This window comes from Paenibacillus gorillae (genome assembly GCF_000513275.1).
In the GTDB taxonomy this organism is placed as follows: domain Bacteria; phylum Bacillota; class Bacilli; order Paenibacillales; family Paenibacillaceae; genus Pristimantibacillus; species Pristimantibacillus gorillae.
Genome location: NZ_CBVJ010000093.1, coordinates 1 through 23,187, shown reverse-complemented (window position 1 = coordinate 23,187; position 23,187 = coordinate 1). Strand labels below are relative to the sequence as shown.

Below are 23,187 nucleotides of genomic sequence, written 5' to 3'. Positions count from 1 at the left end.
GATAGACAGTGGATATTTTAGGCTGGTCGCTGGTCGTTATTTTATTCGTTGTCGGGATGGCTGGCGCTATCTATCCGATATTGCCGGGTGCACTCGCGATTTACGGCGCTTTTTTCGTTTATGGCTTCTTCTTTTCCTTTTCACCCTTCAATTGGGTGTTCTGGACGATTCAGACGCTTATAGTCGTTGTCTTGTTTATAGCCGATTATGCGGTTAGCGCATGGGGGGTCAAACGATTCGGCGGCTCAAGGGCATCCGTTGTCGGAAGTACGATCGGCCTCATTATCGGGCCGTTCGTCATTCCTGCATTCGGCCTCATTATCGGCCCTTTCGCAGGAGCCGTCATCGGGGAACTTTTTGTCGGCACGGGTTTCGTTCAATCGCTTAAGGTCGGATTCGGCTCGTTGGTCGGCCTGTTAACTAGCGTCGTTGTGAAAGTCATTTTACAAGCCGCGATGATCGTATTGTTTATTTTTTGGATTTTATAGATCGGGCACAGAAAGAAGAGACGGACTGTTATGAAAAAAGATTCGCTTATTAAAGGCACGCTTATATTAGCCGCAGCCGCGCTTGTAGCGCGGTTTCTTGGCATTTTCCAGCGGATTCCTCTGGAGCATATCCTGCTGGAGGAGGGAATGGCGCATTTTGCCGTTGCCAATACGCTCTATTTAACACTGCTTGTTGTCGCTACGGGAGGCATTCCGAGCGCGATCAGCAAGCTCGTATCAGAACGTTACGCGCTCCAGCGCCCGGAAGAGGCGCACCGCATTTATCAGGCCGCGCTTTTATTCGGCGTGGTAACCGGCGTTATACTGACAGGATTGCTTTATGCAGCGGCTCCATTCTATGCTGTGCATATTGCCAAGACGCCAGGCGCCGAGCTTGCGATTCGTGCTGTCGCGCCAACACTGCTTATTTTTCCTGTCATCGCGATGATGCGGGGCTACTTCCAAGGCAGACAACTGATGTCGGCCGGTGGTCTCTCGCAAATCGTAGAGCAAATTTTAAGGGTTATCGTCGGGGTTGGTTTGGCCATTCTCGTTTTGGCATGGGGTTGGGGAGACCGCTGGGCGGCAGCCTCCGCTACGTTTGGCAACGTGCTTGGCGGCGTAGGGGCGTTTCTCGTTATGCTCTGGTTCGCACGCAAGCTAAAGCGGATGGATGCGAAAGATCCTGTCGCTCAGAGATCGGAAGCAGAACGGGCGGAAGCAAAAGCGGCTGCAAGCAAGCTGCCTTACCGTTCGATCTACCGGGAAATTTTTAAAATGTCCATTCCGGTCGTCATTACTGCCATGACGGTTCAACTCATCTACATGTTCGATACTTCGCTTCTTATCCGATTAACGGAGGGCTGGTATTACAAGGATTATAGAGAGGCATTGAGCGCGCTGACGGAATTCAGCTTTAAAGCGCAGTCGATTGCAGGCATTCCGCCGATTCTGGCAATCGCGCTCAGCACGTCGATCATACCGGTTATTTCGTCGGCCTATTCACTTCGTAATATGGGGGAAGTACAGCGGCAAACCTCGCTTGTGATGCGTATTGTTTTGTTTACTGGAGTACCGATTGCCTTAACATTGACGGCAGCTGCCTATTCCGTTACGGGCTTCCTGTTCAGCGGGCCTTCCGGCAGCGGCATTGTAGCCGCGCTTACAGCCGGCACTGTATTCCAGATTACGATGATGACCAGCAACTCGATTCTGTTCGGGCTCGGCAAGCCGCGTCAGCCGATGAAGCATACATTTGCCGGTATCGGGCTGAAGCTTGTGCTTAGTGTAGCACTGGCACCGCTTCTCGGCGTCTATGGACTTATTCTGGCCTCAACCGTCTGCTTTATCGTCATTACATGGCTTAATATGGATTCCATCCGCGAGGATGTGAAAATTACAGTGCTTGGCCGTCGCTGGCTGCCGTATCTGGCAACCATCCTAATCGCTATTGCCGGTGGCTGGGGAACAGAAGCTGGCGTACGCAAGCTGGTGCACAGTTTGCCGGACAAGCTGGAATATCTGGTGTCAGCCGCAGCTGCGGGCATCGTGATTGTCGTGCTTTATCTGGCGCTTCTGATTGTATTGCGCGTTGTGACGATGGAAGATGCCAAGTCATTCCCGGGGCCGCTGCGCAAGCTGTTCATGAAGCTGCTGAAGCCTTTTACCAAATCTGCGCAGGCGTAAGACTAAAAAAGTGAGTATTCGACGTTTTCCATACATTTACAAGATATTCATCTCATTGTACAATAATTAATGCTCGTTCTTTTTTTATTATTATCTTTGTGCGAGAGAGGGGAAAATTATTTTGAAAAGATTTCTTACATGGAGAACAGGGCTAGCTCTGATGCTTGCTCTCGTTCTTGTTATTGCCGCAGGCTGTCAGGCGGTAAACGGCCTTAATTTGAACACCGTTTTGAAGAATACACTGAAAGTGACTTCGATGGAGGGCAAGCAGACTTTAGAGCTGAATTTGCTCGTTAACGAAGAGGCCTATGAAGGCTTGCCAGAAGAGGAATTAGCACTTATTCAATTATTCTCGAAACTGAAAGTACAGCTGGACGATATTAAAGTACAGGATGCATCCAATGCTTCGTATAAAGGGAAGCTTATTCTGGGTGAGAAAGCTAGCGTAGCCTTCTCTGCTAAAATTTCGCCTAAAGCGATGCTGCTTGAGATCGAAGGAGCGAAAGCGCCAATTGCCATCGATCTTACAGAGGCGGGTCTTGCAGAGCTGACAGGCTTGCCGATTGATGCTGCAGGAGCTCCTTCGGCTGAGGCGCAAGCTTCGCTGACTGAACTGGGACACAAACTGATCGACAGTGCAGGCGATTTCTTGATCAACAACTTGCCGAATCCGCAGAAGCTGTCTGTTGAGACTGTGAATGAGCCGATTAATGGCGTATCCACTTCTCTCGTACATGTGAAAGCTGAGCTTGACGGTCAAGCGATCTGGGCTTGGATCAAATCGTATGTAGACGCACTTGCTGCTGATAAACAAGGTCTCGAGACTTTCGTGACAACTATCGTTACGATCATGTCGGAGAATCAAGACGTCTGGGCTGCGCTTGGCGAAGTTAATCCGTTCGAGGATGTGAACCTTGACGCGGCAACGAAGCAAGAAACGATTAAGGAAGCCGTCAAAGAAATTACAGATCTGCTCCTTAGCCTGCAAGAGGAACTGAAAGCATTCGAGAAGGAAGATAAAGAAACGCTTGATACAATCTTCAATAAAGACAGCTCGGTAAAGGCGGAACTTTTCGTTGACAGCAAGCTGGATATCCGTAAGCAAATTGTAGAAGCAACCTTCAAGCCTTCAGACGATTTTCTGTACCCGATCCAAGGCATCGTGCTTCGCACAGTTAGCGAGCAATGGAATGTGAATGGTACGGTAAAATCGGATGAAGTCGTTATTCCGGCAGGGGCGATTACGAGCGAGCAATTGTTTAATATGCACGCGTATGAAACGCTTCAACTGTTCGACAATAAATCGGTCGTTTATGATCTGCTCAAAAACAAGCTGCAGTTAGGTCATCAATCTGTAGTGATCTATTCCGACTATGACTATCGACCGGCAATCGTTACCCCGCAATATGTAACGATTATTCCCCTTCGCGACGTCGCTGAGCAATTGGGCGGAGCAGTAAGCTACGATTCCAAGACGAAGCAAGTGAAAGTAGTCGATAAAGCGACGAACACAACGCTTGCGTTTAAGGAAGGCAGCGATATTGTGAACGTAAACGGGAAAACTGTAAAAATGCCATTCCCGGCTACGGTAGTCAACGGTACGCTTTATGTACCAGCCCGCAGCTTCGCTACAGCGGTCAAAGCTAAAATCCACTGGGAATCCTATGGGGACGGGCAAGTATTTGTACTTGAGCGCGAAGTTGGCTAACATCAAGGAGGTTGCAGGCGATGAATAAACTAAATACGGAAAACGCGTTCCGCGAAGCGATTCAAAGCGATGCGGTTACGGTAGCGGTATTCAAGACGACCTGGTGTCCGGATTGTCATTACATCGAGCCGTTTATGCCCGATCTGGAGGAGAAGTACAGCGGCAAGATCTCGTTCTTCGAGATAGACCGCGACGAGCTGCCGGATATCTGCTCGGAGCTGAACATCCTGGGCATTCCAAGCTTTGTCGCATTCCGCGGCGGGCAGGAGCTTATCCGCTTCGTAAGCAAGCTGCGTAAAACACGAGAAGAAATTGAACAATTTCTGGATCGTGCCGTACAAGTTGCGGAGTCACTGCCAAAGGCGTAACCCAAGCAAATCCGTGCAGCGATGCACGGATTTTTTTATCGCCTGGTGATGAGCATAAGGCTAAGCCGAAGAGCAAAAAATAAGGCTTATCTTCGCTTCTCCTTGCGAATCGTCACATTTTCAACATGGCTTTTGCCGATTGTTACCGATATAATGTGAGGTGTAAAGAAAACCCGAAAAAAGGTGATTTTATTATGGTAACCGGCCGTTTTCGCACGCTTGCTATCGCATCGTGCATCGGAATGCTTCTCGTACTGCTTGCCGGAGCATTAGTCACGAACACCGGATCGGGGCGGGGCTGTGGAGATGACTGGCCGCTCTGTAACGGCAAATTTATTCCTTCTTACACGCTGGAATCATTAATTGAGTATTCGCACCGTCTGGTCACAGGCTTCGAGGGACTGCTTGTATTAGCTGCTTTCCTGGCCACTTACCGGCTGTTCCGCTCCAATAAGGCCGACTTTAAAGAGCCGCTTTATTACGCAGGAGGCGCATTGCTTTTCACAATTGTACAGGCATTAATGGGTGCTGCTGCCGTACTATGGCCGCAATCTCCGCCAATCATGGCCATTCATTTCGGGATCTCACTGCTTGCATTTGCAGCTACGCTGCTGCTTGTCGTATGGTCCTATCGGGTCAAGAACGGACGCCAAGCGGTCTTTACGGTTCCGCGGTCCGTATATCCAAGAGTGCTGGCTGTATGTATTTTTTGTTATGTAGTCGTCTATCTGGGGGCATTTATCCGCCACACCGAATCAGCAGGCGGGTGTCTTGGCTGGCCGCTTTGTAACGGACAGGTAATTCCCGAATTCGAAGGGGCGACAACGATCGTCTTTATTCACCGCGTTGCCGGCATGCTGCTTGGCCTTTCGATACTGGGCTTGTACACGCATATCCGCCGGGTGACGAATGGCAAAGCAGGTCTGTTGATTCCTGCAGGCTGGACCGTACTGCTCGTCGTTTGCCAAGTACTAAGCGGCGCATGGCTGACAGCTACACTTACAAATGAAAACTGGTTTATATTCACAAGCTTGCTTCATAACTTAATAATTACCGGTTTGTTCGGCATTTTAATCGATATGCTGATACGTTCCAGACGGTTGCAGGAGAGGACGGATAACGGTTGATTTTTAACAATTTGCGTGAATTTATTGAGGTTTTGAAAAAAGACAATGATTTGGCCATTATCGACGCACCGGTCGATCCTTATTTGGAGCTGGCTGAAATTCATCGTCGCGTTATTGAATCGGAAGGACCAGCGCTGCTGTTCACAAATGTGAAGGGCAGCTCTTTTCCTGTCGTGACCAATCTTTTTGGTACAAGCCGGCGCGTGGATCTTGCATTTGGCCCTCGGCCAGAAGCACTTATGAAACAAATTGTCGGCGCAACAGACCGGATTATGCCGCCTACGCTGAAGGCGATCTGGGGAGAAAAGAATTTGATTTGGGACATGCTGAAGGTAGGGATGAAGGAAACACCTCCGGCGAATGCACCGATTCTGCAGACGCTCCGCAAGGAACGTCCGCTTGCAGGATTGCCTAAGCTGACAAGCTGGCAGGAAGATGGCGGACCGTTCGTTACGCTTCCGCTCGTCTATACCGAAAGCTTGCAAGCCCGTAAAAAACATAATTTGGGCATGTACCGGATGCAAATCTTCGATGATTCGACAACGGGCATGCATTGGCAAATACATAAAGGCGGCGGCTTCCACTACTACGAAGCTGAGCAGCGTAACGAAGCGCTGCCGGTATCTGTGTTCCTGGGCGGTCCTCCAGCGTTGATCGCATCGGCGATTGCACCGCTTCCAGAGCATCTGCCTGAGCTGTTGATGGCTTCGCTGATCTTGGGAGACAAGCTTCCCGTCGTACAAAATCCGCAAGGCGGACATCGTATTCCGTCACAAGCGGAATTCGTAATTAGCGGTAAAGTGCCGCCGCATCTCCGCCGTCCGGAAGGGCCGTTTGGCGACCATTTCGGCTACTATTCGTTAACGCATGATTTTCCGGTGTTTGAAGTCGACCATGTATGGCACCGGAAAGATGCGATCTATCCGGCAACGATTGTCGGCAAACCGCGCCAAGAGGATTACTACTTGGGCGAATATTTGCAGCGACTGCTTTCACCGGCCTTCAATATGGTGATGCCGGGTGTGAAAGAGCTGTGGGCCTACGCTGAAGCTGGCGTTCATGCGCTTGCAGCAGCAGTCGTAAGGGAATCCTATTCGCGTGAGGCATTGTCGACGGCGTTTAGCATTTTGGGTCAAGGCCAGCTGACGCTGACCAAGTTCTTAATGATTACCGATCAGCCTATCGATTTGTCTAAATTCGATGTCTTGCTGGAGACGGTTCTGGAGCGATTCCAGCCGCATTCCGATCTGTTCGTATTTGACGAAACGTCGCATGACACACTAGATTATACGAGCGGCAAGCTGAATCACGGCAGCAAGGCCGTTATGCTTGGCGTCGGCGAGCCGGTTCGCAAGCTGCCTGCTATTTATGAAGAAGGCGCGATTGAAGAAATTACGAACGCCCAAGTGTATTGCCGCGGATGTCTCGTTGTATCCGGAGCTTCTTATGAAGCCGAGCCGAAGCTGGCGGAGCGTTTATTAGAACGTCTGTCGCAGCGCGGCACGGAATGGCCGCTCATTATTTTGGCTGATGATGCTGAAATTGCGCATGCGCAGACTCCATTCCTGTGGACGGTGTTTACGCGCTTTAACCCGGCAGACGATATTTATGCCTATGCGGAGGTCCGTCGTCACCACTTTGGCTACAAGCTGCCGATTGTCATTGATGCGCGTATGAAGCCGGGCTATCCGGATGAATTGTTCCCGCGTGAAGATATTTCTTCGCTCGTTGACAATCGCTGGAAGGAATATTTCAACAAATAACGAAATGGCTAATAGAGAAGGGTGCTGATCCGTATGCTGCGATTCATGTTTGGGGAGTCTGAACGGAAAGCCGAGGGCTCTTTGGCGAATGCCATTCACTTGATGGAGAACTTTATTTCCATGCTGCAAAGCCGGGTGGAGGCAGGCAAAGATACTGATCACAAACTTCGAACTTATGAAATATGGACTAAAGGCTTGATTGCTTCCTTGAATGAGCTTGAGCAGAGTTGCTATGCAGCTCAAGCCTTTCGCGGGCGGATTAAAGCCAATACCGTAAGCGATATGTCGGCTGAGGAGCTGCTGGATTACCGCCGTTATGTCTATTTTGACAAAAACGCGTTTATCCGGGTGTTCTCGCTCATGGACAAATTAAGCATTTTTCTAAACGATTTCCTGGGAATGAAGACGGAGCGGATAAAGGCACATTTTTCTTATTTTACCGTGCTGCGCAATATGCGTGAGAAAAACGCTCATCCGAATCTGACCTGGAAGCTGAATGACGTGAAAGAAAAGCTAAAGGAGTCCACTGGCAGGCTGCGTAAACGGCGCAACGTAGAAATTCATTATATGAATTCAGAAATGCAGGATGACCTGGCGCAAAGCCACAAAGAGTACGGCGAAGAGGTGCAATTGGAAAACATCGCTTCGCAATCGGCGGATCTGGCGCAAGGATTGGAGCTGGTGACGGAATCACTCCGGCTCACCTTCCAATATGCTTGTGACAAGCTGCGAACCAAGCAAGGTTAATTGCGAGGGGGGAATACTCGTGGTGCTGAGTGGCCGGACGGCACTGGTTACAGGTAGCGCAAAGGGTCTTGGCAAACGGACGGCAATTCAGCTTGCTGAGCTGGGCTGTCACATCGTACTGAATTACGTCGATAGCGAGGAAGAAGCGCTGCAGACGAAGAGGGAAATTGAAGGGCTGAAAGTTAAAGCGACAGTCGTTCAGGCCGATATTGCAACTGTAGAGGGAGCTGACAAGCTCGCCGCTGAAGCAGCAGCTTGGAATGGCGGCATCGATATTCTGGTTAACAATGCAGGCCCTTTCATCCGGGAACGGGTGTTGTTTGCCGATTATGACCCGCAGATGATTATCCGATTGATGAACGGCAATCTGCTTGGAGCTATGCTGCTCGATCATCATTTGCTCCCAGGGATGCGGGAGAGAGGCTGGGGACGAGTCATCCATCTGGGATTCGGCCATGCAGGTGAAGCCCGGGCATGGCCGCACAGGGCGGTCTACGCCGCTGCGAAGACCGGCCTCGTCTCCTTCACAAAGACGCTTGCTGTCGAGGAGGCACCATATGGCATTACGGTCAATATGGTTGGGCCAGGCGATATAAAAGGAGCGAACAAAGAGCGTTCCATCTCGGAAGTAAAAGGTGAGCAGGATTGTGAGTCGCCGGTTGGCCGTCCCGGTACGGGCGAGGATGTGGCTCGCGTTATCAGCTTTCTCTGTCATCCCCAATCGGATTATTTAACGGGCAATATTATGAATGTGACGGGCGGCTTTGATCCGATCCGCAACAATATTTTGTCTTAGACAATCCGAAGATAAAAAAATAGCGGCGTCAGGGATAATCCTGACGCCGCTATTTTCAATTAGAATACTTGAACGACTTCTTGAACGCCTTCTACCTCTTCGAGCAGTGCCCGTTCGATACCGGCTTTCAGTGTGATCGTTGAGCTTGGGCAGCTGCCGCAAGCACCCATCAAGCGGAGTTTAACGATGCCGTCCTCCACATCCACGAGTTCAACGTCGCCTCCGTCACGCTGCAGGAACGGACGCAATTTATCGAGTACGTCCAATACTTCGTCGTACATAGTGTCTTGTACTTGTTCACTCATTGCAATCATCTCCTTTCTCCCCTATTATAGTACAAAGTGAAGCGAATGAAAATGGATATCAAACCTTTAAGGCGTGGTGAGCAAAATTGAGTAAGACAACAATCGAATTTTGCGCCGGCAATATGCACCATGATGGCACCGAAGCCTTCATGAAGGAGCTTACGAAGAATACCTCTCTTCAAGTGATCGAATACGGCTGCCTGGGCAATTGCGGCGAATGTTATCTGCTTCCGTTCGCGCTTGTCGACGGCTTAATCGTCTCGGCTGCCAATATATCGCTGCTTAAGGAACGGGTTATGAAGCAGGCTTGCAGCGATAACGAACGAGAAACGAGCGGAGGACGCTCCTGATTAGCATTACCCGAAATGCCGTTTCGACTTCCAGAGCACGCCGCTTTTCACGAGACGCGGAATTTTACCGACGAGCGGCGTGCCGCCCATAAGCCCAAATCCGCTTTTTTTGCCAAGTGATCCGAGAACGCCCTTGAGCTTGAGCTTGCCAAGCTTAGGAGGCGTTTTGTCTTGCCATACCGCATGCATCACTTCCGCAATCTGCTTGCCTTGTGCGCCTGCGGCTTGACCGCTTGGAGAAAGCGGAAGGGAAGCGCAGTCGCCGACAACAAACACATCGGTGTGATCCGGCAGCTGATGCCATTCATTAATTATAAGACGACCTTGGTTGTCCTTCGGAAGGTTCAGCTGTTGAACGAGCTCAACAGGCTGGATGCCCGCTGTCCAGACGGTCACGTCCGTTAGAATTGTTTCGCCGGCATTGTTATCATACAATGCGCCTTGCTCGACACGGGAAAGTGAAACGTGGCTCCGCATCTCCACTTGATGCTCTTTGAACCATACGGCTACAAACTTTTGAAGCTGGTTGGGAAAAGCCGACAGAACGCTTGGCCCGCGATCGATAATCCGGATATTTAGATCCGGACGGCTTTCTCTAAGCTCAGCTGCAACTTCAACCCCGCTCAAGCCCCCGCCAATAATGGATACTTGTCCGTATGGTTTTACGTCATTGAGCAATTGATAAGTACGTCTGGCAGCTGAAAACGTCTGGATGCTCGTTGAGAACTGCTCGGCGCCTTCAATGCCGTGATAGTTGTCCGTGCAGCCAAGTCCGATGACCAGCCATTCATAAGCGATGGAATCATGTCCTTCAATATGCACCATTTTTTCATCCAAATCGAGCCCGGTTACTTCACCGTATTTCGTCGTTATTCTTGGATCGTGAGGAAACTTTACGCGCAGCTCAAGATCGGATACCGTGCCAGCGGCAAGCGCGTAATACTCCGTTTTTAACCCCTGATGCGGCATACGGTCGATCAGTATAATCTCGACGTCAAGCGGGAGCTGCTTATCCAGCAAATCTGCTGCAATAGCTTGACCTCCGTATCCGCCGCCTAAAATCACAAATTTTCTCATTCCGGTTCCCTACCCTATCAAATGTCTGTAATGATGCCGATTTTATGATACTAATATGTGCGTCCGTATGGTCAATTACTCGTATACTTTAATTTCGTTATAGAAAGTGTCCCGTTCTACAGGTATGCGTCCAGCACCTTTAATGAGCCAGATCAGATCCTCGCGTGTAATACCTTCCGGGGTTAATGCGCCAGCTGCGTGGCTGATTCTTTCCTTCACAATCGTGCCGTGCGCGTCGGAGGCGCCCATTGTCAGCGAGACCTGCGTCAATTGCGTACCGATATTAATGAAGTAAGCTTTAATATGCTGAATATTATCAAGCATGAGACGGCTGATCGCGATCGTCTTCAAGTCCTCGAAGGCCGAGTTCCGGCGGCGTATGCCTGCTTTCGGGTTGATCGGCTGCATCGACAGCGGAATGAACACTTGGAAGCCGTTTGTTTCGTCTTGGAGATCCCGTATTTGCAGCATATGCTTGATGCGGTCTTCATGGGATTCGATGGAACCGTAGAGCATCGTCGTATGCGTGCGCAGTCCGAGCTCGTGTGCCGTACGGTGAACCTCCAGATACTGACTCACATCGGCTTTGTCGACGCGCATTTTTTTGCGGTATTGATCGGATAAAATCTCTGCGCCGCCGCCGGTCAGCGATTTCAGGCCAACCTTCATCAACTCCTGCAGCACCTCTTTATAGCTCAATCCGCTGATGCGCGAGAAGAAATCAATCTCGGCTGCAGTATATGCTTTTAGAGTGACATCCGGATATTTTTCATGCAACGCTTTGATGGAGTCGACGTAATATTGGAAAGGCACATGCGGATTGTGGCCGCCTACGATATGAAACTCGCGTACGCCCGGGTGAATATGCTTCTCGACGTATTCAATCATCTGTTCGCCGCTAAGCGTATAGGCGCCTTCCTGGCCTTCATCCTTGCGGAAATTGCAGAATGCGCAATGCGCTTCGCATACGTTCGTGAAGTAGAGGCTCATATTTTCGATAAAATAAACCCTTTTACCGTTCTTTTGCAAATTGGCTTCGTTTGCCAACTGTCCGATTGTGAGCAGATCGTCGGATTTGTACAGAAACACACCGTCTTCCAGCGTGAGCCTTTCGCCCCGGCGAACCTTCTCAACGATTTCCTGCATTTGCTTATTCTCGCTTTGTACAGCTATGTTCATGCTGACAGCCTCCTTTGTCTAAATACAGTCCGTATAGACATCATCTAACTACATACGCTTCTATATAACTGGCGTAACGAAAAGCTTGCCGCGTCTCGAGTAGGAGGCGCAGCTTTTGTGCGAAGGGAATCCTATAGCGATTCGATTCGTTTGTCGAATACGATTGTGAAAAAAAGAACTTGCTATAACGATTAAGAAGCTGTCATTATTATAAACCTGTTCCGAAACAGGGGCAACCATTAAAGTGAATTCACTGCGCTTACATGATTGTTACACTTTATGCCCGATGAGACAGGCGTTATTCTCTTGAGGAAGCGGCGGAAGAGGAGTATACTACAGGTAGGTAACGGCTGTTCTACAGCGGCCTGAAGGATGCAATTAGTGAAAATTGGAGGGATGAGGCATGATCACAATTAGTGATTCGGCAACAGATAAAATAAAAGAAATGCTGGAAGAGGAAGGCACGCCGGGCTTGTTTCTACGGATTGGCGTTAAGGAAGGCGGCTGCAGCGGCTTCTCCTACGGCATGGGCTTCGATGACGAGGAAAGCGACAGCGATAAATCGCTTGAATTGTCCGGTATGAAGGTCGTCGTGGACGAGGAAAGCATGAAATATTTGAATGGCCTTCTGATCGATTGGAAGGACTCCGCGATGGGCGGGGGCTTTACGATTGACAATCCGAATGCAACTGCTACCTGTGGTTGTGGGTCGTCGTTCCGTACAGCTACGGCAGCGGGCAATCCGGCTGCTGATCCTTGCTAAGAGCTTAGCGGCGCATTAACATTTCCATATAAATAGCTACAGCATAAACCTCTCTAACGATCGTCGTTAGGGAGGTTTTTACGTCTGTCTGTTTGTAAAATGTAATAAAAAAACCGCTCATTGAGCGGCCGCTGGTTTACTTTTCGCTCGGCTTTCACGAGCTCATCAGTAGATTAGTCTATAAGTAGGATCGGCAGAAATTCCTAATACAACAGCTAATACGAAAGCGGGGTAAGCAAGTTTTTTCATTGTTTTCTTCACCTCTTTTGTAATTTTCTTCACGGCTTTCATTACTTTCTTCGTGAACTTATACAGAAGCGGTAAAATTGCATAAAGGCTTGTCATCATCAGCGTTAGGAGGCCGACCCCAGCGGACGCAAAATTCGCGTTTCGACTTCCATAGTATACCTCATACAGCATCCATGAGCTACAAGTTTTCTGTTGATCCTATAAGCTCTCGATTGAATAAATTAAACTCGGAATGTATAATTAATCATTATCAAGAATAATTATTCATTTGAGGGTGATGATCATGCCGTATAAAGTGTTTGTTGACGGGCAAGAAGGTACGACGGGTTTGAAGATTTTTGAGTATTTATCCAAACAATCGAATATCGAGATTCTAAGAATAGACTCTGATAAAAGAAAAGATATCGAGGCACGAAGCCGGTTATTGAATGCAGCGGATCTTGTCTTTCTATGTCTTCCGGATTCGGCTGCACAAGAGTCCGTTGCGCTTGTGACGAATGAAAAAACGAAAATTATTAACGCCAGTACCGCTTTTAGAACGGATCGTAACTGGGTTTATGGGCTGCCTGAGCTGAAAAATCATCGTGAATTGATCCGCAGGGCAACCAGAGTTTCTGTTCCGGGCTGTCATGCTACTGGTCTTATTTTGTCCATTCGGCCATTGATTGAGGCTGGCATTCTTCCGCAGGATTACCCGGTTACGTGTAGCTCTGTGACAGGCTATTCAGGGGCTGGCAGAAGCGGGATAGAGGAATACGAGAATGCAACCATCGCGGCTGAGAAAAAGCTGGATGTGCCCCGGCATTATTCCATGCAGCTCAATCATAAGCACCTTCCTGAGATGAAGCTGTATTCCGGACTTGCATTTGAGCCGATATTTACACCTGTCAAAGCGAATTATGCTCAAGGTATAGCGATGTCGATTCCGTTAACTGGCAGGTATATGAAGGACGCTTCTGCAAAAGATGTTCATGAAGCATTGTCCGCATACTATGAAGGAGAGCGCTTCGTTCATGTCATGCCGTACGATTCAGAGGCTTACCTCGATGAAGGCCATTTTATGCTGTCCGAGTGTAATGATACGAACCAGCTCGAAATTTTTGTCTTTGGGAAAGGAGACAAAATCAATATTATTTCAAGATACGATAATTTAGGCAAAGGGGCCTCAGGAGCCGCTGTACAAAATATGAATCTCATGCTCGGATTCGATGAAAGTAATGGTTTGTTATAACGGTTAATGAGCCCTCATTAAAAGCTAAATACAAAACGGACTTGCCTTTTTTAAGGCGAGTCCGTTTTTTTGTGCCAGCACATCTATCCATATTGTTATAAAGGCTGTTCCTGCATTTGTTTGATATCCGTTATTCGGTTTCTGCCCCATGTGTACATCATCTCCAGAATCGGCAGCAGCGTCATGCCAAGCCCTGTCATCGAATATTCGACTCTTGGAGGCACTTCCGGAAATACTTCTCGATGAATAATGCCATCATCCATTAATTCTTTCAGCTGGCTGGTTAACATTTTATGTGTAATTTTCGGCAGCAGCCTCTGAAGCTCACTGAAGCGCTGGGGACCTTGTTTTCCGAGATGCCACAAAATGATTAATTTCCACTTGCCGCCGATAACGGACAGCGTTAATTCTTTTTCACAGTTGAAATCCCCGTTGCTGACCTTATCCATAATTTCTTTTCTTAGATCGGACATCTGACTTTCCCCTCCCCGCACAAAGGTTACTTTTTTGTAACTACCGCACATTAAAGTGCATTCTTCTTTTTTGTGAAGACATCCTTTAGTATTTGAACAGCCGGCAATTCGCAAGATTTTGAAATGAGACAGTCGCATCATTATACCAAAGAATCATTCCATAAATAAAATGCATAAGGAGAGGATTATAGATGGAACTGCAACTAGCATTAGACCTTGTCAATATCCCGGAAGCGAAGGAACTGATCAAAGAAGTGGCGCCTTATATCGATATCGTTGAGATCGGTACGCCAGTCGTTATTAATGAGGGACTGAGAGCGGTGAAGGAAATTAAAGAGGCATTCCCTGATTTGAAAGTGCTGGCTGACCTCAAAGTGATGGATGCGGCAGGTTATGAAGTGATGAAGGCATCTGAAGCCGGTGCTGACATTATTACGATCCTTGGCGTAGCTGAAGATATGACGATCAAGGGGGCAGTGGAAGAGGCTAAGAATCAACAGAAGCAAATTCTGGTGGATATGATTGGCGTTCATGACATTGAAGGACGGGCGAAGGAGCTTGATGCGTTTGGGGTCGATTACATCTGTGTGCATACGGGCTACGATCTTCAAGCGATCGGTAAAAACTCTTTTGAAGATCTGATGACGATCAAGCGCGTCGTGAAGCATGCTAAGGTAGCAGTCGCAGGCGGTATTAAGCTAAGCACCCTGCCGGAGGTCATTAAGGCGAAGCCGGACCTTATTATTGTAGGCGGCGGAATTACCGGTTCGGAAGATAAGCCGGCTACAGCTGCTGAAATGCAAAAATTAATCAAGCAAGGATAATGCCCCTATGCAAACGATTGAGTATGCAGCTGTAATTGTAAAAGAGCTGAATCAGACGACAGCTCTCATTGCAGAGGAAGAAGCCGACCAACTGGTAGATCATATCCTTCGAGCGGGCAAAGTTTTTGTAGCCGGTGCGGGAAGATCAGGGCTGATGATGCGTGCTTTTGCCATGCGCATGATGCAAATGGGGATCGAAGTGTATGTGGTAGGCGAGACGGTAACCCCAAGCTTAGGAAAAGATAATCTACTTATTATTGGATCCGGCTCGGGCGGGACCAGCAGTCTGGTCTCCATGGTAGACAAAGCGAAAAGCTTGGGCGGAACGGTTGCGCTTATAACGATTTCCCCTGAATCCACCATAGGAAAAATGGCAGATATCATCATCAAATTGCCAGGCTCTCCGAAAGACCAATCAGGCGATGGATACAAGACCATCCAGCCTATGGGAGCCTTGTTCGAGCAAACCCTGCTATTGTATTGCGACGCGGTTGTTTTGAAATTAATGGAGAGCCGGCATTTGGATTCCGCGACAATGTATGCCAGACATGCTAATTTGGAGTAAAAGAAATGCTGGAACTGCTCGCCTGATAGTTATTGAGTTAAGCCGTTTTCCTATTTTGGAGAACGGCTTATTTTTTTGTTGGAGGAACGGTGGCTGGAAATACGAGTAATAGCGAACCTGTATCGTAAAAGAATGAGTCAAATTTTGCTCTATACGAGGAAACTCTAATTTTCAATAGCCTACTTCACGTTGGTGATGGTAAAATAAGTTAGTGTGCTGTAGAAGATTTTTTCAATGACGAATGGGATGAAATCGTGAAAATACGGGTTGTTTGAATCAGCTTGGCCCTCTATTAGTTGTATGGCCAGCTGATTTGAAAAGAATGGCATGGGCGTATGTGGGCCCGGTAATTGAAGGTAAGATCCGAACGGCCCTTGACGCGGGAGGAGATGGCGGGTATGCTGGCGACAGCTGTAGCACCGCTGCAAATTGACGATACCAGTGCAAATATTCGTTCGCCTCATTTTACGGATTCTAAAGCAATGGATCAAAAATACGCGGAAGCCGTACAACGGCTGGCCGAATTGAATATTATGACGGGAACGGGTGAGAATTTGTTTCACCCTAAAAGAGCAGACGACGCGAGCTCAAGCGATTACGGCAATTATTAGGGCGCTGGTTTAACAGGTCGGATCGACGATTTATCTTGAGCCTCCGGCGTGATGAATAGTTGGAATTTAAAGTAGGCGATTTTCCGGCATCTATGTAAAGAATTAGCGTCAGGAGGGTACGGGGATCGATGGCAAGCGATAAAATTACCGGTTATAGAGTCATGTTCCGCATGGGCAGATTCGATATGAATGTCTATATGAAGCAAGAGTATTATGAGAACTGGAAAGATGTTCGCGATAAGAAAATAAAAGATGTGAGCATCGAGGAAGTTACGATGCATGCTAACCAATTTATCGGATAAGAAGAATTATCGTTCCGCAACATTTGATGAAGGCTGTGAAACGATAAAAGCACAAGAGGCTGCCTGCGAAGGCAGTCTCTTGTGCTTTATAGAGTAATTTCCGCAAGCTGTATGCTTTGCAGGTTGCTTTTAGGGCCGTTCTGCTTTGTTTTTCTCAGGGCTGTACCTCTTTAAGGAGGACACTGGCACTGTTTATGACAGTGACTAGGTCTGCTGAGCAATATAGCGAAGCTGCTTCGCAAAAGAACGAATCAAAGTTCGTTCTTACTGAGCCGAATGGCATTTGCAGCGGCTGCAGCGAACTAAATTTCGCTTTTCAAGAACGCAGCTTCGCCAATAGCGAAAATCTCTTTGCTAATGCTGAGGAGCAGCTTCAAATCCATGATTTACAGTCAAATCAGCGAATCAGCCTTCGCTAATTAACGAACCCGGTTCGTTGTCGGGTAAGGGTGAGCGAACCGAAACGCGTAGAGACCCGGACTGATGCAGCAAGGGTGAGCGTAATGATTCGAGTTCAGGACGATTTTTTGCAGATTCAATCCATTTAATCATCGTGAAAGCGATGGAACAATGGAATCAAGAATAGCGGCATGAACCGAATCACGCAGCGACCCCGGAAGTATGCTATCAGGGTGAGCTTAGCGATTCGAGTTCAAGCTGAGCTACTTCACATATGCCCCGATAAACTCCGACACCTCACGGTCATAGGTGACCGGGTCGGTCTTCCTAGCCTGGCCGTGACCGGCTCCCGGCACGACATAAAGCTTCTTCTTATGCTCCGGGCCGTTCTCGTACAGCTCGTAGACCATGTCAGTCGGTACGAACAAGTCCGCATCGCCGTGGATGAACAGCATCGGCGTATCCGTTTTTTTCACTTGCTTTAAAGCTGAAGCTTCATTAAAAGCGTAGCCGGCTCGTATTTTGGTCAACAGGCTGGTTGAATGCAGCAGCGGAAAGGACGGCAGGCGATACATCCGTTTTAACTGATAAGATAATTCATCTTGTACGGAAGTATAGCCGCAATCTTCTATAATGGCTTTCACTTGAGACGGAAGCTCCTCGCCGCTGGTCATCATTACGGTCGCACCGCCCATGGAGATGCCATGCAGCACAATTTGAGAGTTGCTTCCACTGCGATCAAGCACATTTGCAATCCATCCGAGGTAATCTCTGCGCTCCGGCCAGCCAAAGCCGATATAGCGCCCTTCGCTTCTTCCATGGCCACGGGCGTCAGGCAACAGAACGTTGTAGCCCAGCTTCTCGCTATACATTTGCGCCAACTTGCCCATGGTTACGGCTTGGCCGGAATAACCGTGCGCAATAATGACGGTTTTATCGGTAGGAGCAGGTGCAGTGAGATAATAAGCATGCAGGTTCAGGCCATCCTCGGAGTGTAGCTTCCAATCTTCGAAAAGCTGTCTCTCCCACCAATGCTCGTCCCCGTCGATAACATCTGCCTCTGCAGCCGCTGTAGTAACAGCGAGATCGGGATTGCCGTTAAGGAAGCTTTTATCATCCCTTGCAATCGCGACATTGTAGAAATAAAAGCTCGCTCCTGTAATAACGATGAATAAAATAGCCGCAATGGAAAGTACCAACTTCAACATCCTTTTTAACATACATAACCTCCCTTGTCGGTGAATGGATGCTGCACGTAGGCATGCAAGGCAGGCGAACGCGAGATCCATTCCGTAGCTTCCGGGAGACTGTGGCTAATGATAGCTAATTCTAATGATAGCAAGAAGCACCCTCCATGATCAAATGGAAAGGTGCTTGTGTCCATTTTTACCGAATTGCTCTAATGCACATACCGACAGTCAAAAATGCTTGCTGATATAGGCGATAATACCGATTACAGCAAAGGCCGTTAAGCTGATCAGAAGTCTTTTCTCCCAATAGGTAAGTTTTTTCAAGGGAATCTCTCCTTCAAGAATGATTATGAAATGCAATAGCTCCACCGATTCAATCCTATCTGTAAAAAGATCCAGCAACCTGTTATCATAAGATGACAACGCTTTAATGGAGGTGCCCAAAGAATTGGAGAAATTTGCGATTTGGCCAGAGGGTGCGATTGATGAGGCTAGTGAAATTCCGTTTTTGACCCCATACTTGAAGGCATCGGACAAGCCGCTCGCGGCTATTGTCGTGCTGCCAGGCGGGGGTTATGCTTACCGAGCGGAACATGAAGGAAGACCTATAGCAGAATGGTTGAACGATATTGGTTTGCATGCTTTTGTATTGGATTACCGGGTTGCTCCTAATCAGCATCCGCATCCGCTAAATGATGCGAAGCGGGCTCTCCGCCTTGTACGCAGCCGGGCTGCGGAATTCGGTGTAGATCCGGATCGCATCGGCATATTAGGGTTCTCGGCGGGTGGTCATCTTGCATCCACTGCAGGTACGCATTATGATGCCGGCGACTCATCGAGTGCCGATCCTGTGGAACGGGTCAGCAGCAGGCCGGATCTCATGGTATTGTGCTATCCCGTTATTTCATTAGGGAAGCACACCCATGCGGGGTCATTGCTGAATCTGCTTGGCGAGGATTCGTCCCAGCAGCAGCGTGACTTACTGTCAGGCGAGCTGCACGTAACGTCCGATACACCGCCAGCTTTTCTGTGGCATACTGCTGACGACAGCGGTGTTTCTGTACAAAATAGCTTAATGTTCTCGCAAGCGCTAAGCGAACATGGCGTGCCATTCGATCTGCATGTCTATGAGAGCGGACATCATGGTCTTGGACTTGCCTATGATCATCCAGAGGCGCATACTTGGACGCTTAATTGTGCGAACTGGCTCAAACGGAGAGGGTTTGTGGACGAGCAGCCAATCGTAGAGCGGCAGCTGCAGGAATAATTTAAATCAATCGGTACTAGCGATTTACAATAGGGGATGGGGTAGGAAACGATGAAAAAGCTTGCGATTTTGGCTTTGCTGTCGCTTGTTTTGTTATCCGCCTGCGGCGGAAACAACGGAGGCAGTCCAAACAACGAGCACGCTGGTCATGGAAATGACGGGCATGGCAGTCACGCTGTAAATGGCGATTTACAGGAGGAGACGGCATCTGCTGCTGTGCTCCCGAAATTTTTGGACGGTCAAAGCGAGGATATGCGAATTGTGTATCAGGCGGCGGGACAAGCTGCTGACTTGCTGGAGTGGATTCCTTGCTTCTGCGGATGCGGCGAGAGCGCTAATCATAAGAGCAATTTGAATTGTTTTATCGCGGAATTGAAAGACAATGGTTCAGTAGTATGGGATGATCATGGAACGCGCTGCGGCGTCTGCTTGAAAATTGCTGCACAGGCGGTAACGATGAAGCAAGCGGGCAAAACGACGCTTGAAATCCGCGAGTGGATCGATGAGGCTTATGGGAAAGGCTTTGCCAAGCCAACCGATACGAAAATGCCAACGGCCTAATACAGACGAAGCAAAGAAGGGCAGGAAACCAGACAAAACGGTTCCTGCCTTCTTTTTATTTAGTGAGTCCGTTTAAACAGCAAGTTTACTTTCCGTTGCTGCTCCACTCTTCTCCTTGTTTTTATAAGGCTTGAACACTGCGGCCAACAGCGACAGGCATAGGGAGATAGCTCCAATAATAATTAGAGTAACTGCAGACGTAGAGGAGAACGAGCTGCCGCCGAAGTAAAGCACTTCGCGTATAATTTCAGTACCGAAGCGAAGGGGAATCCATGAGTACAGCCAATCCTGCGAAATGGCAGGCAGCATTTGAGAAGGTAATCCAAGTATCGGTGAGCCAAAGAAGAAGATTAGAATCATAACCGGCATTCCGCCCATGCCGAGCCAGTTCAACAGACAGGATTGCATCAGAAAGAAGCAATAGCTAATGAACGTAAAGTAAATATTGAATTGCCAGCTGTCCGCAATCGTCATTCCTAAGGTTGTTTTGGCTAGCAATAGTGTTGCGCCCAGTGACACCAGTGCATAAAGCAGGCCGATAACGGCTTGCGAGACAGCAACGCCTGCATTGTTTAGCCTGCTGAAGGAACGGGCTTTGGCGGAAGCCTGAAAGGTGAGTACGGATGCGATGATCGCACCAAACCATGCGAGAACGGTAAACGCTACTGGTGCGTTTCCATTGGCGCTGTGTGACGGTACGGGATTTACGGTCTCTGTCTGCAGTATGACAGGTGAAGCAAGTGCGGCAGCTTGAGCACTGTTCAACACATCACCTTGGACTTTTATGCCCTCCAGTATTTGTTTGCGCAATTGGCTATTCATACCTTCGCCGATTTTGCCGATGATTTGGGAGACGAGGTTAGCACCGGTCACGTTCATGCCCTGATTGAGATAAACCTCAATCGTTGCAGCTTTTGGCTGTGGACTGAACAACGTAGCAATGTTGGCGCTGAGCGATTCCGGCAGAATCAGCACACTGTAATATTTTTTCTCGTCGAGACCTTGTATTGCGCTAGCTTTACTGTCAACCCGTTCCCACTTAAGCGGAGGTTCTGTACCTTGGGCAGGTGCAGCAGTCATGAGCTGTTGTTCAATCATTTTTCCAATAGCCAGCGTCTGACCGTTAGGCAGCTGCACATCCCTATCAAGCGAGACGAGAGCTACCGGCATGTTTTTTGGCACTGGATTGGAGGAGGAACCTAACTGAGCCAAACCGATAATAAAAATAACGCCGATCACTAAAACTAATCCGAGCCATACCCATTTATTGCGCAGCATGTTTTTCGAAGCATTCATCGTTCATTTCTCTCCTTTTTCTCTTTCGTTAAATAATAGACAAACTGTTTATTAAAGATCACAATGTTAATTATAAGGATGTTAAGTATCCATTCAATAATCAATCTTGCTCCATTTGTCGAGTATTCGGCACTTTGAGTTTCCTCTGTTTATTAATTTGAAAAAAGGAGTTCGGCTGATGGGAGAAAAAACGGATTTGCGCAAAAAAAGAACGAGGCGTCTGCTTCGGACAGCCTTGCTTGAGCTTGTCGATGAAAGAGGACTTGAACGGGTTACTGTAATTGATTTGACCGAGAAGGCGGAAATTAACCGGGGGACCTTTTATTTGCATTACCGGGATGTGCCGGATCTGATGGAACAGATCAAACAGGAGGTTTTTGTAGGTCTTACAGAGACTATGAGTCATTTGAATCCGTTGGATATGATCCGCTACGCCGAGAAGGATCAAATTTATCCAGTTAGTTTGAACGTGCTTAATTATTTTGCCGAGCATGCTGATTTTTTGCCGTGTCATATTGGGACCTAATGGGGATGCCCGGTTTCCGATGCAGATCAGGGAATTTATGACCGAGCGCTTGTACAACCAGACGTTTATGAAACTAGTAGGCGAACGCGATCCGAGTTTTCCAAAAGAATATTTGATTGCTTTTATGACCTCAGCCAACATCGGCATGTTAACGCACTGGATTCACAGTGGCATGAGCCTCCCGGTCGAGGAGCTTGCTTTACTGCTTACCCGAATTATGTACCGTGGACCTCTGGCCGTTACTCGTATCATTGAATAACGAACCAGCATGGCGATGGTAAGGAAGGAGCCGGATATTGTGAGTAGAGAGAAACTGACATTTAGTGAACTTCTCAACTGCGGCTCCTAAAATGAAGGTATTACTAATGCTCCAATCTGTCAGAACCACGCACGTATGGCGTTTGCCCTAACAAACACTTCTTATCAGGCGCAGCTCCCAGAGCCCGGTGTAGCGTTGTATTAGGGTGTTCTGCCGTATATTAGCGAACCTGCTTCGCAAAAGAACGAATCAAGATTCGCTATATAAGTACCAAATCGTGTTTACATAAGCTGCAGCGAAGCAAACTTCGCAACTGGTGAACGTAGCTTCTCCAAAAGCGAAATTCTCTTCGCTAATACTGGAGAGTCGCCCCAGATGGGGTTCTATACCGCATAATTTGCGAACCGACCTGCGTTAAATAGCGAAGCTTCTTCGTTCTCTGGCAACCGGCTTGATGGTATTGTGAATTTCCGGGGGAAACCTCGGGTATGGCTAGTCAAACGGAATAAAACCGTGTGATTAGTAAGTATTTACTCTATAGCGAACCTGGTTCGCAAAAGAATGAATCAAAGTTCGCTATATAAGTACCAAATCGTGTTTACATAAGCTACAGCGAAGCAAACTTCGCAACTGGTGAACGTAGCTTCTCTAAAAGCGAAATTCTCTTCGTTAATACTGGAGAGTGGCCCCAGATAGGGTTCTATACCGCATAATTAGCGAACCGGCCTGCGTTAAATAGCGAAGCTGCTTCGTTTTTTGGTAACCGGCTTGATGATATTGTGAATTTCCGGGGGAAACCTCGGGATATGGCTAGTCAAACGGAATTGAACCGTTTGATTAGTAAGTATTTACCCTATAGCGAACCTGGTTCGCAAAAGAGCGAATCAAAGTTCGCTGTATGAGAGCAAAATAGTGGCAATATAAGCTGCAGCGAAGCAAACTTCGCAACTGGTGAACGCAGCTTCTCCAAAAGCGAAATTTTCTTCGCAAATACTGGAGAGTCGCCCCAGATGGGGTTCTATACCGCATAATTTGCGAACCGACCTGCGTTAAATAGCGAAGCTAGCTTCGTTCTTT

The 23,187-nt window shown here is 48.2% G+C and carries 25 protein-coding genes; 19 read left to right on the top strand and 6 right to left on the bottom strand.

The genetic code is table 11. From position 1 onward, the window contains the following. Positions 1-8: 8 nt before the first annotated feature. The 8 genes from TY10_RS15865 (at position 9) to TY10_RS15830 (ending at position 8,683) form a co-directional block, all read left to right on the top strand. Positions 9-488, top strand: a complete 480-nt coding sequence (locus TY10_RS15865) for a DUF456 domain-containing protein (protein WP_042165439.1) — start codon at positions 9-11, stop codon at positions 486-488. Between the two features lie 30 nt (positions 489-518). Further along, complete coding sequence (locus TY10_RS15860) at positions 519-2,174, top strand: putative polysaccharide biosynthesis protein (protein WP_042165436.1); 1,656 nt, start codon at positions 519-521, stop codon at positions 2,172-2,174. Between the two features lie 121 nt (positions 2,175-2,295). Further along, entirely contained in the window at positions 2,296-3,882 is a 1,587-nt protein-coding gene (locus TY10_RS15855; RefSeq protein WP_155985896.1) for a copper amine oxidase N-terminal domain-containing protein, read from the top strand. Between the two features lie 20 nt (positions 3,883-3,902). Continuing rightward, a complete protein-coding gene (locus TY10_RS15850; RefSeq protein WP_042165430.1) occupies positions 3,903-4,250 on the top strand; it encodes a thioredoxin family protein in 348 nt (115 codons plus the stop codon). Positions 4,251-4,444: 194 nt separating this feature from the next. Beyond that, complete coding sequence (locus TY10_RS15845) at positions 4,445-5,377, top strand: COX15/CtaA family protein (protein ID WP_042165429.1); 933 nt, start codon at positions 4,445-4,447, stop codon at positions 5,375-5,377. Beyond that, positions 5,374-7,140 (top strand): UbiD family decarboxylase, encoded by a 1,767-nt coding sequence (locus tag TY10_RS15840; RefSeq protein ID WP_042165426.1) that lies wholly within the window; start codon positions 5,374-5,376, stop codon positions 7,138-7,140. Before TY10_RS15845 ends, TY10_RS15840 begins: the two co-directional genes overlap by 4 nt. A gap of 33 nt (positions 7,141-7,173) precedes the next feature. Further along, a complete protein-coding gene (locus TY10_RS15835) occupies positions 7,174-7,887 on the top strand; it encodes a Cthe_2314 family HEPN domain-containing protein (RefSeq protein ID WP_042165424.1) in 714 nt (237 codons plus the stop codon). Positions 7,888-7,912: 25 nt separating this feature from the next. Further along, complete coding sequence (locus TY10_RS15830; RefSeq protein WP_042165766.1) at positions 7,913-8,683, top strand: SDR family oxidoreductase; 771 nt, start codon at positions 7,913-7,915, stop codon at positions 8,681-8,683. Between the two features lie 59 nt (positions 8,684-8,742). Here TY10_RS15830 and TY10_RS15825 read toward each other — a convergent pair whose 3' ends face one another. Continuing rightward, positions 8,743-8,988 (bottom strand): NifU family protein, encoded by a 246-nt coding sequence (locus TY10_RS15825; protein WP_042165422.1) that lies wholly within the window; start codon positions 8,986-8,988, stop codon positions 8,743-8,745. 86 nt (positions 8,989-9,074) lie between these two features. Between TY10_RS15825 and TY10_RS15820 the strand changes: the two genes are divergently transcribed. Next, positions 9,075-9,338 carry a DUF1450 domain-containing protein gene (locus tag TY10_RS15820; protein WP_081735309.1) on the top strand — a complete coding sequence of 88 codons (264 nt, stop codon included), beginning with the start codon at positions 9,075-9,077 and terminating at the stop codon, positions 9,336-9,338. 6 nt (positions 9,339-9,344) lie between these two features. Here the strand turns inward: TY10_RS15820 and TY10_RS15815 are convergent, their stop codons facing one another. Both TY10_RS15815 and mqnE read right to left on the bottom strand, forming a co-directional pair. After that, entirely contained in the window at positions 9,345-10,415 is a 1,071-nt protein-coding gene (locus TY10_RS15815) for an NAD(P)/FAD-dependent oxidoreductase (protein ID WP_042165420.1), read from the bottom strand. Positions 10,416-10,490: 75 nt separating this feature from the next. After that, the gene (gene mqnE / locus TY10_RS15810) at positions 10,491-11,594 is read right to left on the bottom strand and encodes an aminofutalosine synthase MqnE (protein WP_042165418.1); all 1,104 of its coding nucleotides are present in this window, start codon (positions 11,592-11,594) and stop codon (positions 10,491-10,493) included. A gap of 403 nt (positions 11,595-11,997) precedes the next feature. Between mqnE and TY10_RS15805 the strand changes: the two genes are divergently transcribed. Both TY10_RS15805 and argC read left to right on the top strand, forming a co-directional pair. After that, the gene (locus tag TY10_RS15805; RefSeq protein ID WP_042165415.1) at positions 11,998-12,357 is read left to right on the top strand and encodes a HesB/IscA family protein; all 360 of its coding nucleotides are present in this window, start codon (positions 11,998-12,000) and stop codon (positions 12,355-12,357) included. A 532-nt stretch (positions 12,358-12,889) separates the two neighbouring features. Continuing rightward, a complete protein-coding gene (gene argC / locus TY10_RS15795) occupies positions 12,890-13,837 on the top strand; it encodes an N-acetyl-gamma-glutamyl-phosphate reductase (RefSeq protein ID WP_042165410.1) in 948 nt (315 codons plus the stop codon). A gap of 95 nt (positions 13,838-13,932) precedes the next feature. On the opposite strand, the gene TY10_RS15790 is transcribed toward argC, so the two are convergent. Continuing rightward, positions 13,933-14,310, bottom strand: a complete 378-nt coding sequence (locus TY10_RS15790; RefSeq protein WP_042165408.1) for a winged helix-turn-helix transcriptional regulator — start codon at positions 14,308-14,310, stop codon at positions 13,933-13,935. Between the two features lie 191 nt (positions 14,311-14,501). Between TY10_RS15790 and hxlA the strand changes: the two genes are divergently transcribed. The 4 genes from hxlA (at position 14,502) to TY10_RS30480 (ending at position 16,612) form a co-directional block, all read left to right on the top strand. Further along, positions 14,502-15,134, top strand: a complete 633-nt coding sequence (gene hxlA / locus TY10_RS15785) for a 3-hexulose-6-phosphate synthase (RefSeq protein WP_042165407.1) — start codon at positions 14,502-14,504, stop codon at positions 15,132-15,134. Between the two features lie 7 nt (positions 15,135-15,141). After that, the gene (gene hxlB, locus TY10_RS15780; protein ID WP_042165405.1) at positions 15,142-15,699 is read left to right on the top strand and encodes a 6-phospho-3-hexuloisomerase; all 558 of its coding nucleotides are present in this window, start codon (positions 15,142-15,144) and stop codon (positions 15,697-15,699) included. 350 nt (positions 15,700-16,049) lie between these two features. Beyond that, positions 16,050-16,310, top strand: a complete 261-nt coding sequence (locus tag TY10_RS15775) for an S-layer homology domain-containing protein (protein WP_155985894.1) — start codon at positions 16,050-16,052, stop codon at positions 16,308-16,310. Positions 16,311-16,438: 128 nt separating this feature from the next. Beyond that, the gene (locus TY10_RS30480; RefSeq protein ID WP_155985892.1) at positions 16,439-16,612 is read left to right on the top strand and encodes a hypothetical protein; all 174 of its coding nucleotides are present in this window, start codon (positions 16,439-16,441) and stop codon (positions 16,610-16,612) included. 662 nt (positions 16,613-17,274) lie between these two features. Here TY10_RS30480 and TY10_RS15765 read toward each other — a convergent pair. After that, the gene (locus TY10_RS15765) at positions 17,275-18,231 is read right to left on the bottom strand and encodes an alpha/beta hydrolase (RefSeq protein ID WP_042165397.1); all 957 of its coding nucleotides are present in this window, start codon (positions 18,229-18,231) and stop codon (positions 17,275-17,277) included. A 400-nt stretch (positions 18,232-18,631) separates the two neighbouring features. Between TY10_RS15765 and TY10_RS15760 the strand changes: the two genes are divergently transcribed. Beyond that, on the top strand, positions 18,632-19,468 hold the full coding sequence (locus TY10_RS15760) for an alpha/beta hydrolase (protein WP_042165393.1): 837 nt from the start codon (positions 18,632-18,634) through the stop codon (positions 19,466-19,468). 51 nt (positions 19,469-19,519) lie between these two features. Continuing rightward, complete coding sequence (locus TY10_RS15755; RefSeq protein WP_042165391.1) at positions 19,520-20,029, top strand: PCYCGC motif-containing (lipo)protein; 510 nt, start codon at positions 19,520-19,522, stop codon at positions 20,027-20,029. A 72-nt stretch (positions 20,030-20,101) separates the two neighbouring features. On the opposite strand, the gene TY10_RS15750 is transcribed toward TY10_RS15755, so the two are convergent. Continuing rightward, positions 20,102-21,325 (bottom strand): YhgE/Pip domain-containing protein, encoded by a 1,224-nt coding sequence (locus TY10_RS15750; RefSeq protein ID WP_042165389.1) that lies wholly within the window; start codon positions 21,323-21,325, stop codon positions 20,102-20,104. Between the two features lie 178 nt (positions 21,326-21,503). Here TY10_RS15750 and TY10_RS29890 point away from each other — a divergent pair, with 178 nt between their 5' ends. After that, positions 21,504-21,851 carry a TetR/AcrR family transcriptional regulator gene (locus TY10_RS29890; RefSeq protein ID WP_052350567.1) on the top strand — a complete coding sequence of 116 codons (348 nt, stop codon included), beginning with the start codon at positions 21,504-21,506 and terminating at the stop codon, positions 21,849-21,851. A gap of 19 nt (positions 21,852-21,870) precedes the next feature. Then, complete coding sequence (locus TY10_RS29885) at positions 21,871-22,110, top strand: TetR-like C-terminal domain-containing protein (protein ID WP_052350566.1); 240 nt, start codon at positions 21,871-21,873, stop codon at positions 22,108-22,110. Positions 22,111-23,187 lie beyond the last annotated feature (1,077 nt).

Excerpts from the sequence above, each read along its gene's own strand:
- TY10_RS15860 (WP_042165436.1), top strand. The coding sequence starts at position 519 with ATGAAAAAAGATTCGCTTATTAAAGGCACGCTTATATTAGCCGCAGCC.
- TY10_RS15850 (WP_042165430.1), top strand. The coding sequence starts at position 3,903 with ATGAATAAACTAAATACGGAAAACGCGTTCCGCGAAGCGATTCAAAGC.
- TY10_RS15845 (WP_042165429.1), top strand. The coding sequence starts at position 4,445 with ATGGTAACCGGCCGTTTTCGCACGCTTGCTATCGCATCGTGCATCGGA.
- TY10_RS15835 (WP_042165424.1), top strand. The coding sequence starts at position 7,174 with ATGCTGCGATTCATGTTTGGGGAGTCTGAACGGAAAGCCGAGGGCTCT.
- TY10_RS15825 (WP_042165422.1), bottom strand. The coding sequence starts at position 8,988 with ATGAGTGAACAAGTACAAGACACTATGTACGACGAAGTATTGGACGTA.
- TY10_RS15815 (WP_042165420.1), bottom strand. The coding sequence starts at position 10,415 with ATGAGAAAATTTGTGATTTTAGGCGGCGGATACGGAGGTCAAGCTATT.
- mqnE (WP_042165418.1), bottom strand. The coding sequence starts at position 11,594 with ATGAACATAGCTGTACAAAGCGAGAATAAGCAAATGCAGGAAATCGTT.
- TY10_RS15805 (WP_042165415.1), top strand. The coding sequence starts at position 11,998 with ATGATCACAATTAGTGATTCGGCAACAGATAAAATAAAAGAAATGCTG.
- argC (WP_042165410.1), top strand. The coding sequence starts at position 12,890 with ATGCCGTATAAAGTGTTTGTTGACGGGCAAGAAGGTACGACGGGTTTG.
- TY10_RS15790 (WP_042165408.1), bottom strand. The coding sequence starts at position 14,310 with ATGTCCGATCTAAGAAAAGAAATTATGGATAAGGTCAGCAACGGGGAT.
- hxlA (WP_042165407.1), top strand. The coding sequence starts at position 14,502 with ATGGAACTGCAACTAGCATTAGACCTTGTCAATATCCCGGAAGCGAAG.
- hxlB (WP_042165405.1), top strand. The coding sequence starts at position 15,142 with ATGCAAACGATTGAGTATGCAGCTGTAATTGTAAAAGAGCTGAATCAG.
- TY10_RS30480 (WP_155985892.1), top strand. The coding sequence starts at position 16,439 with ATGGCAAGCGATAAAATTACCGGTTATAGAGTCATGTTCCGCATGGGC.
- TY10_RS15765 (WP_042165397.1), bottom strand. The coding sequence starts at position 18,231 with ATGTTAAAAAGGATGTTGAAGTTGGTACTTTCCATTGCGGCTATTTTA.
- TY10_RS15760 (WP_042165393.1), top strand. The coding sequence starts at position 18,632 with ATGGAGGTGCCCAAAGAATTGGAGAAATTTGCGATTTGGCCAGAGGGT.
- TY10_RS15755 (WP_042165391.1), top strand. The coding sequence starts at position 19,520 with ATGAAAAAGCTTGCGATTTTGGCTTTGCTGTCGCTTGTTTTGTTATCC.
- TY10_RS15750 (WP_042165389.1), bottom strand. The coding sequence starts at position 21,325 with ATGAATGCTTCGAAAAACATGCTGCGCAATAAATGGGTATGGCTCGGA.
- TY10_RS29890 (WP_052350567.1), top strand. The coding sequence starts at position 21,504 with ATGGGAGAAAAAACGGATTTGCGCAAAAAAAGAACGAGGCGTCTGCTT.
- TY10_RS29885 (WP_052350566.1), top strand. The coding sequence starts at position 21,871 with ATGCAGATCAGGGAATTTATGACCGAGCGCTTGTACAACCAGACGTTT.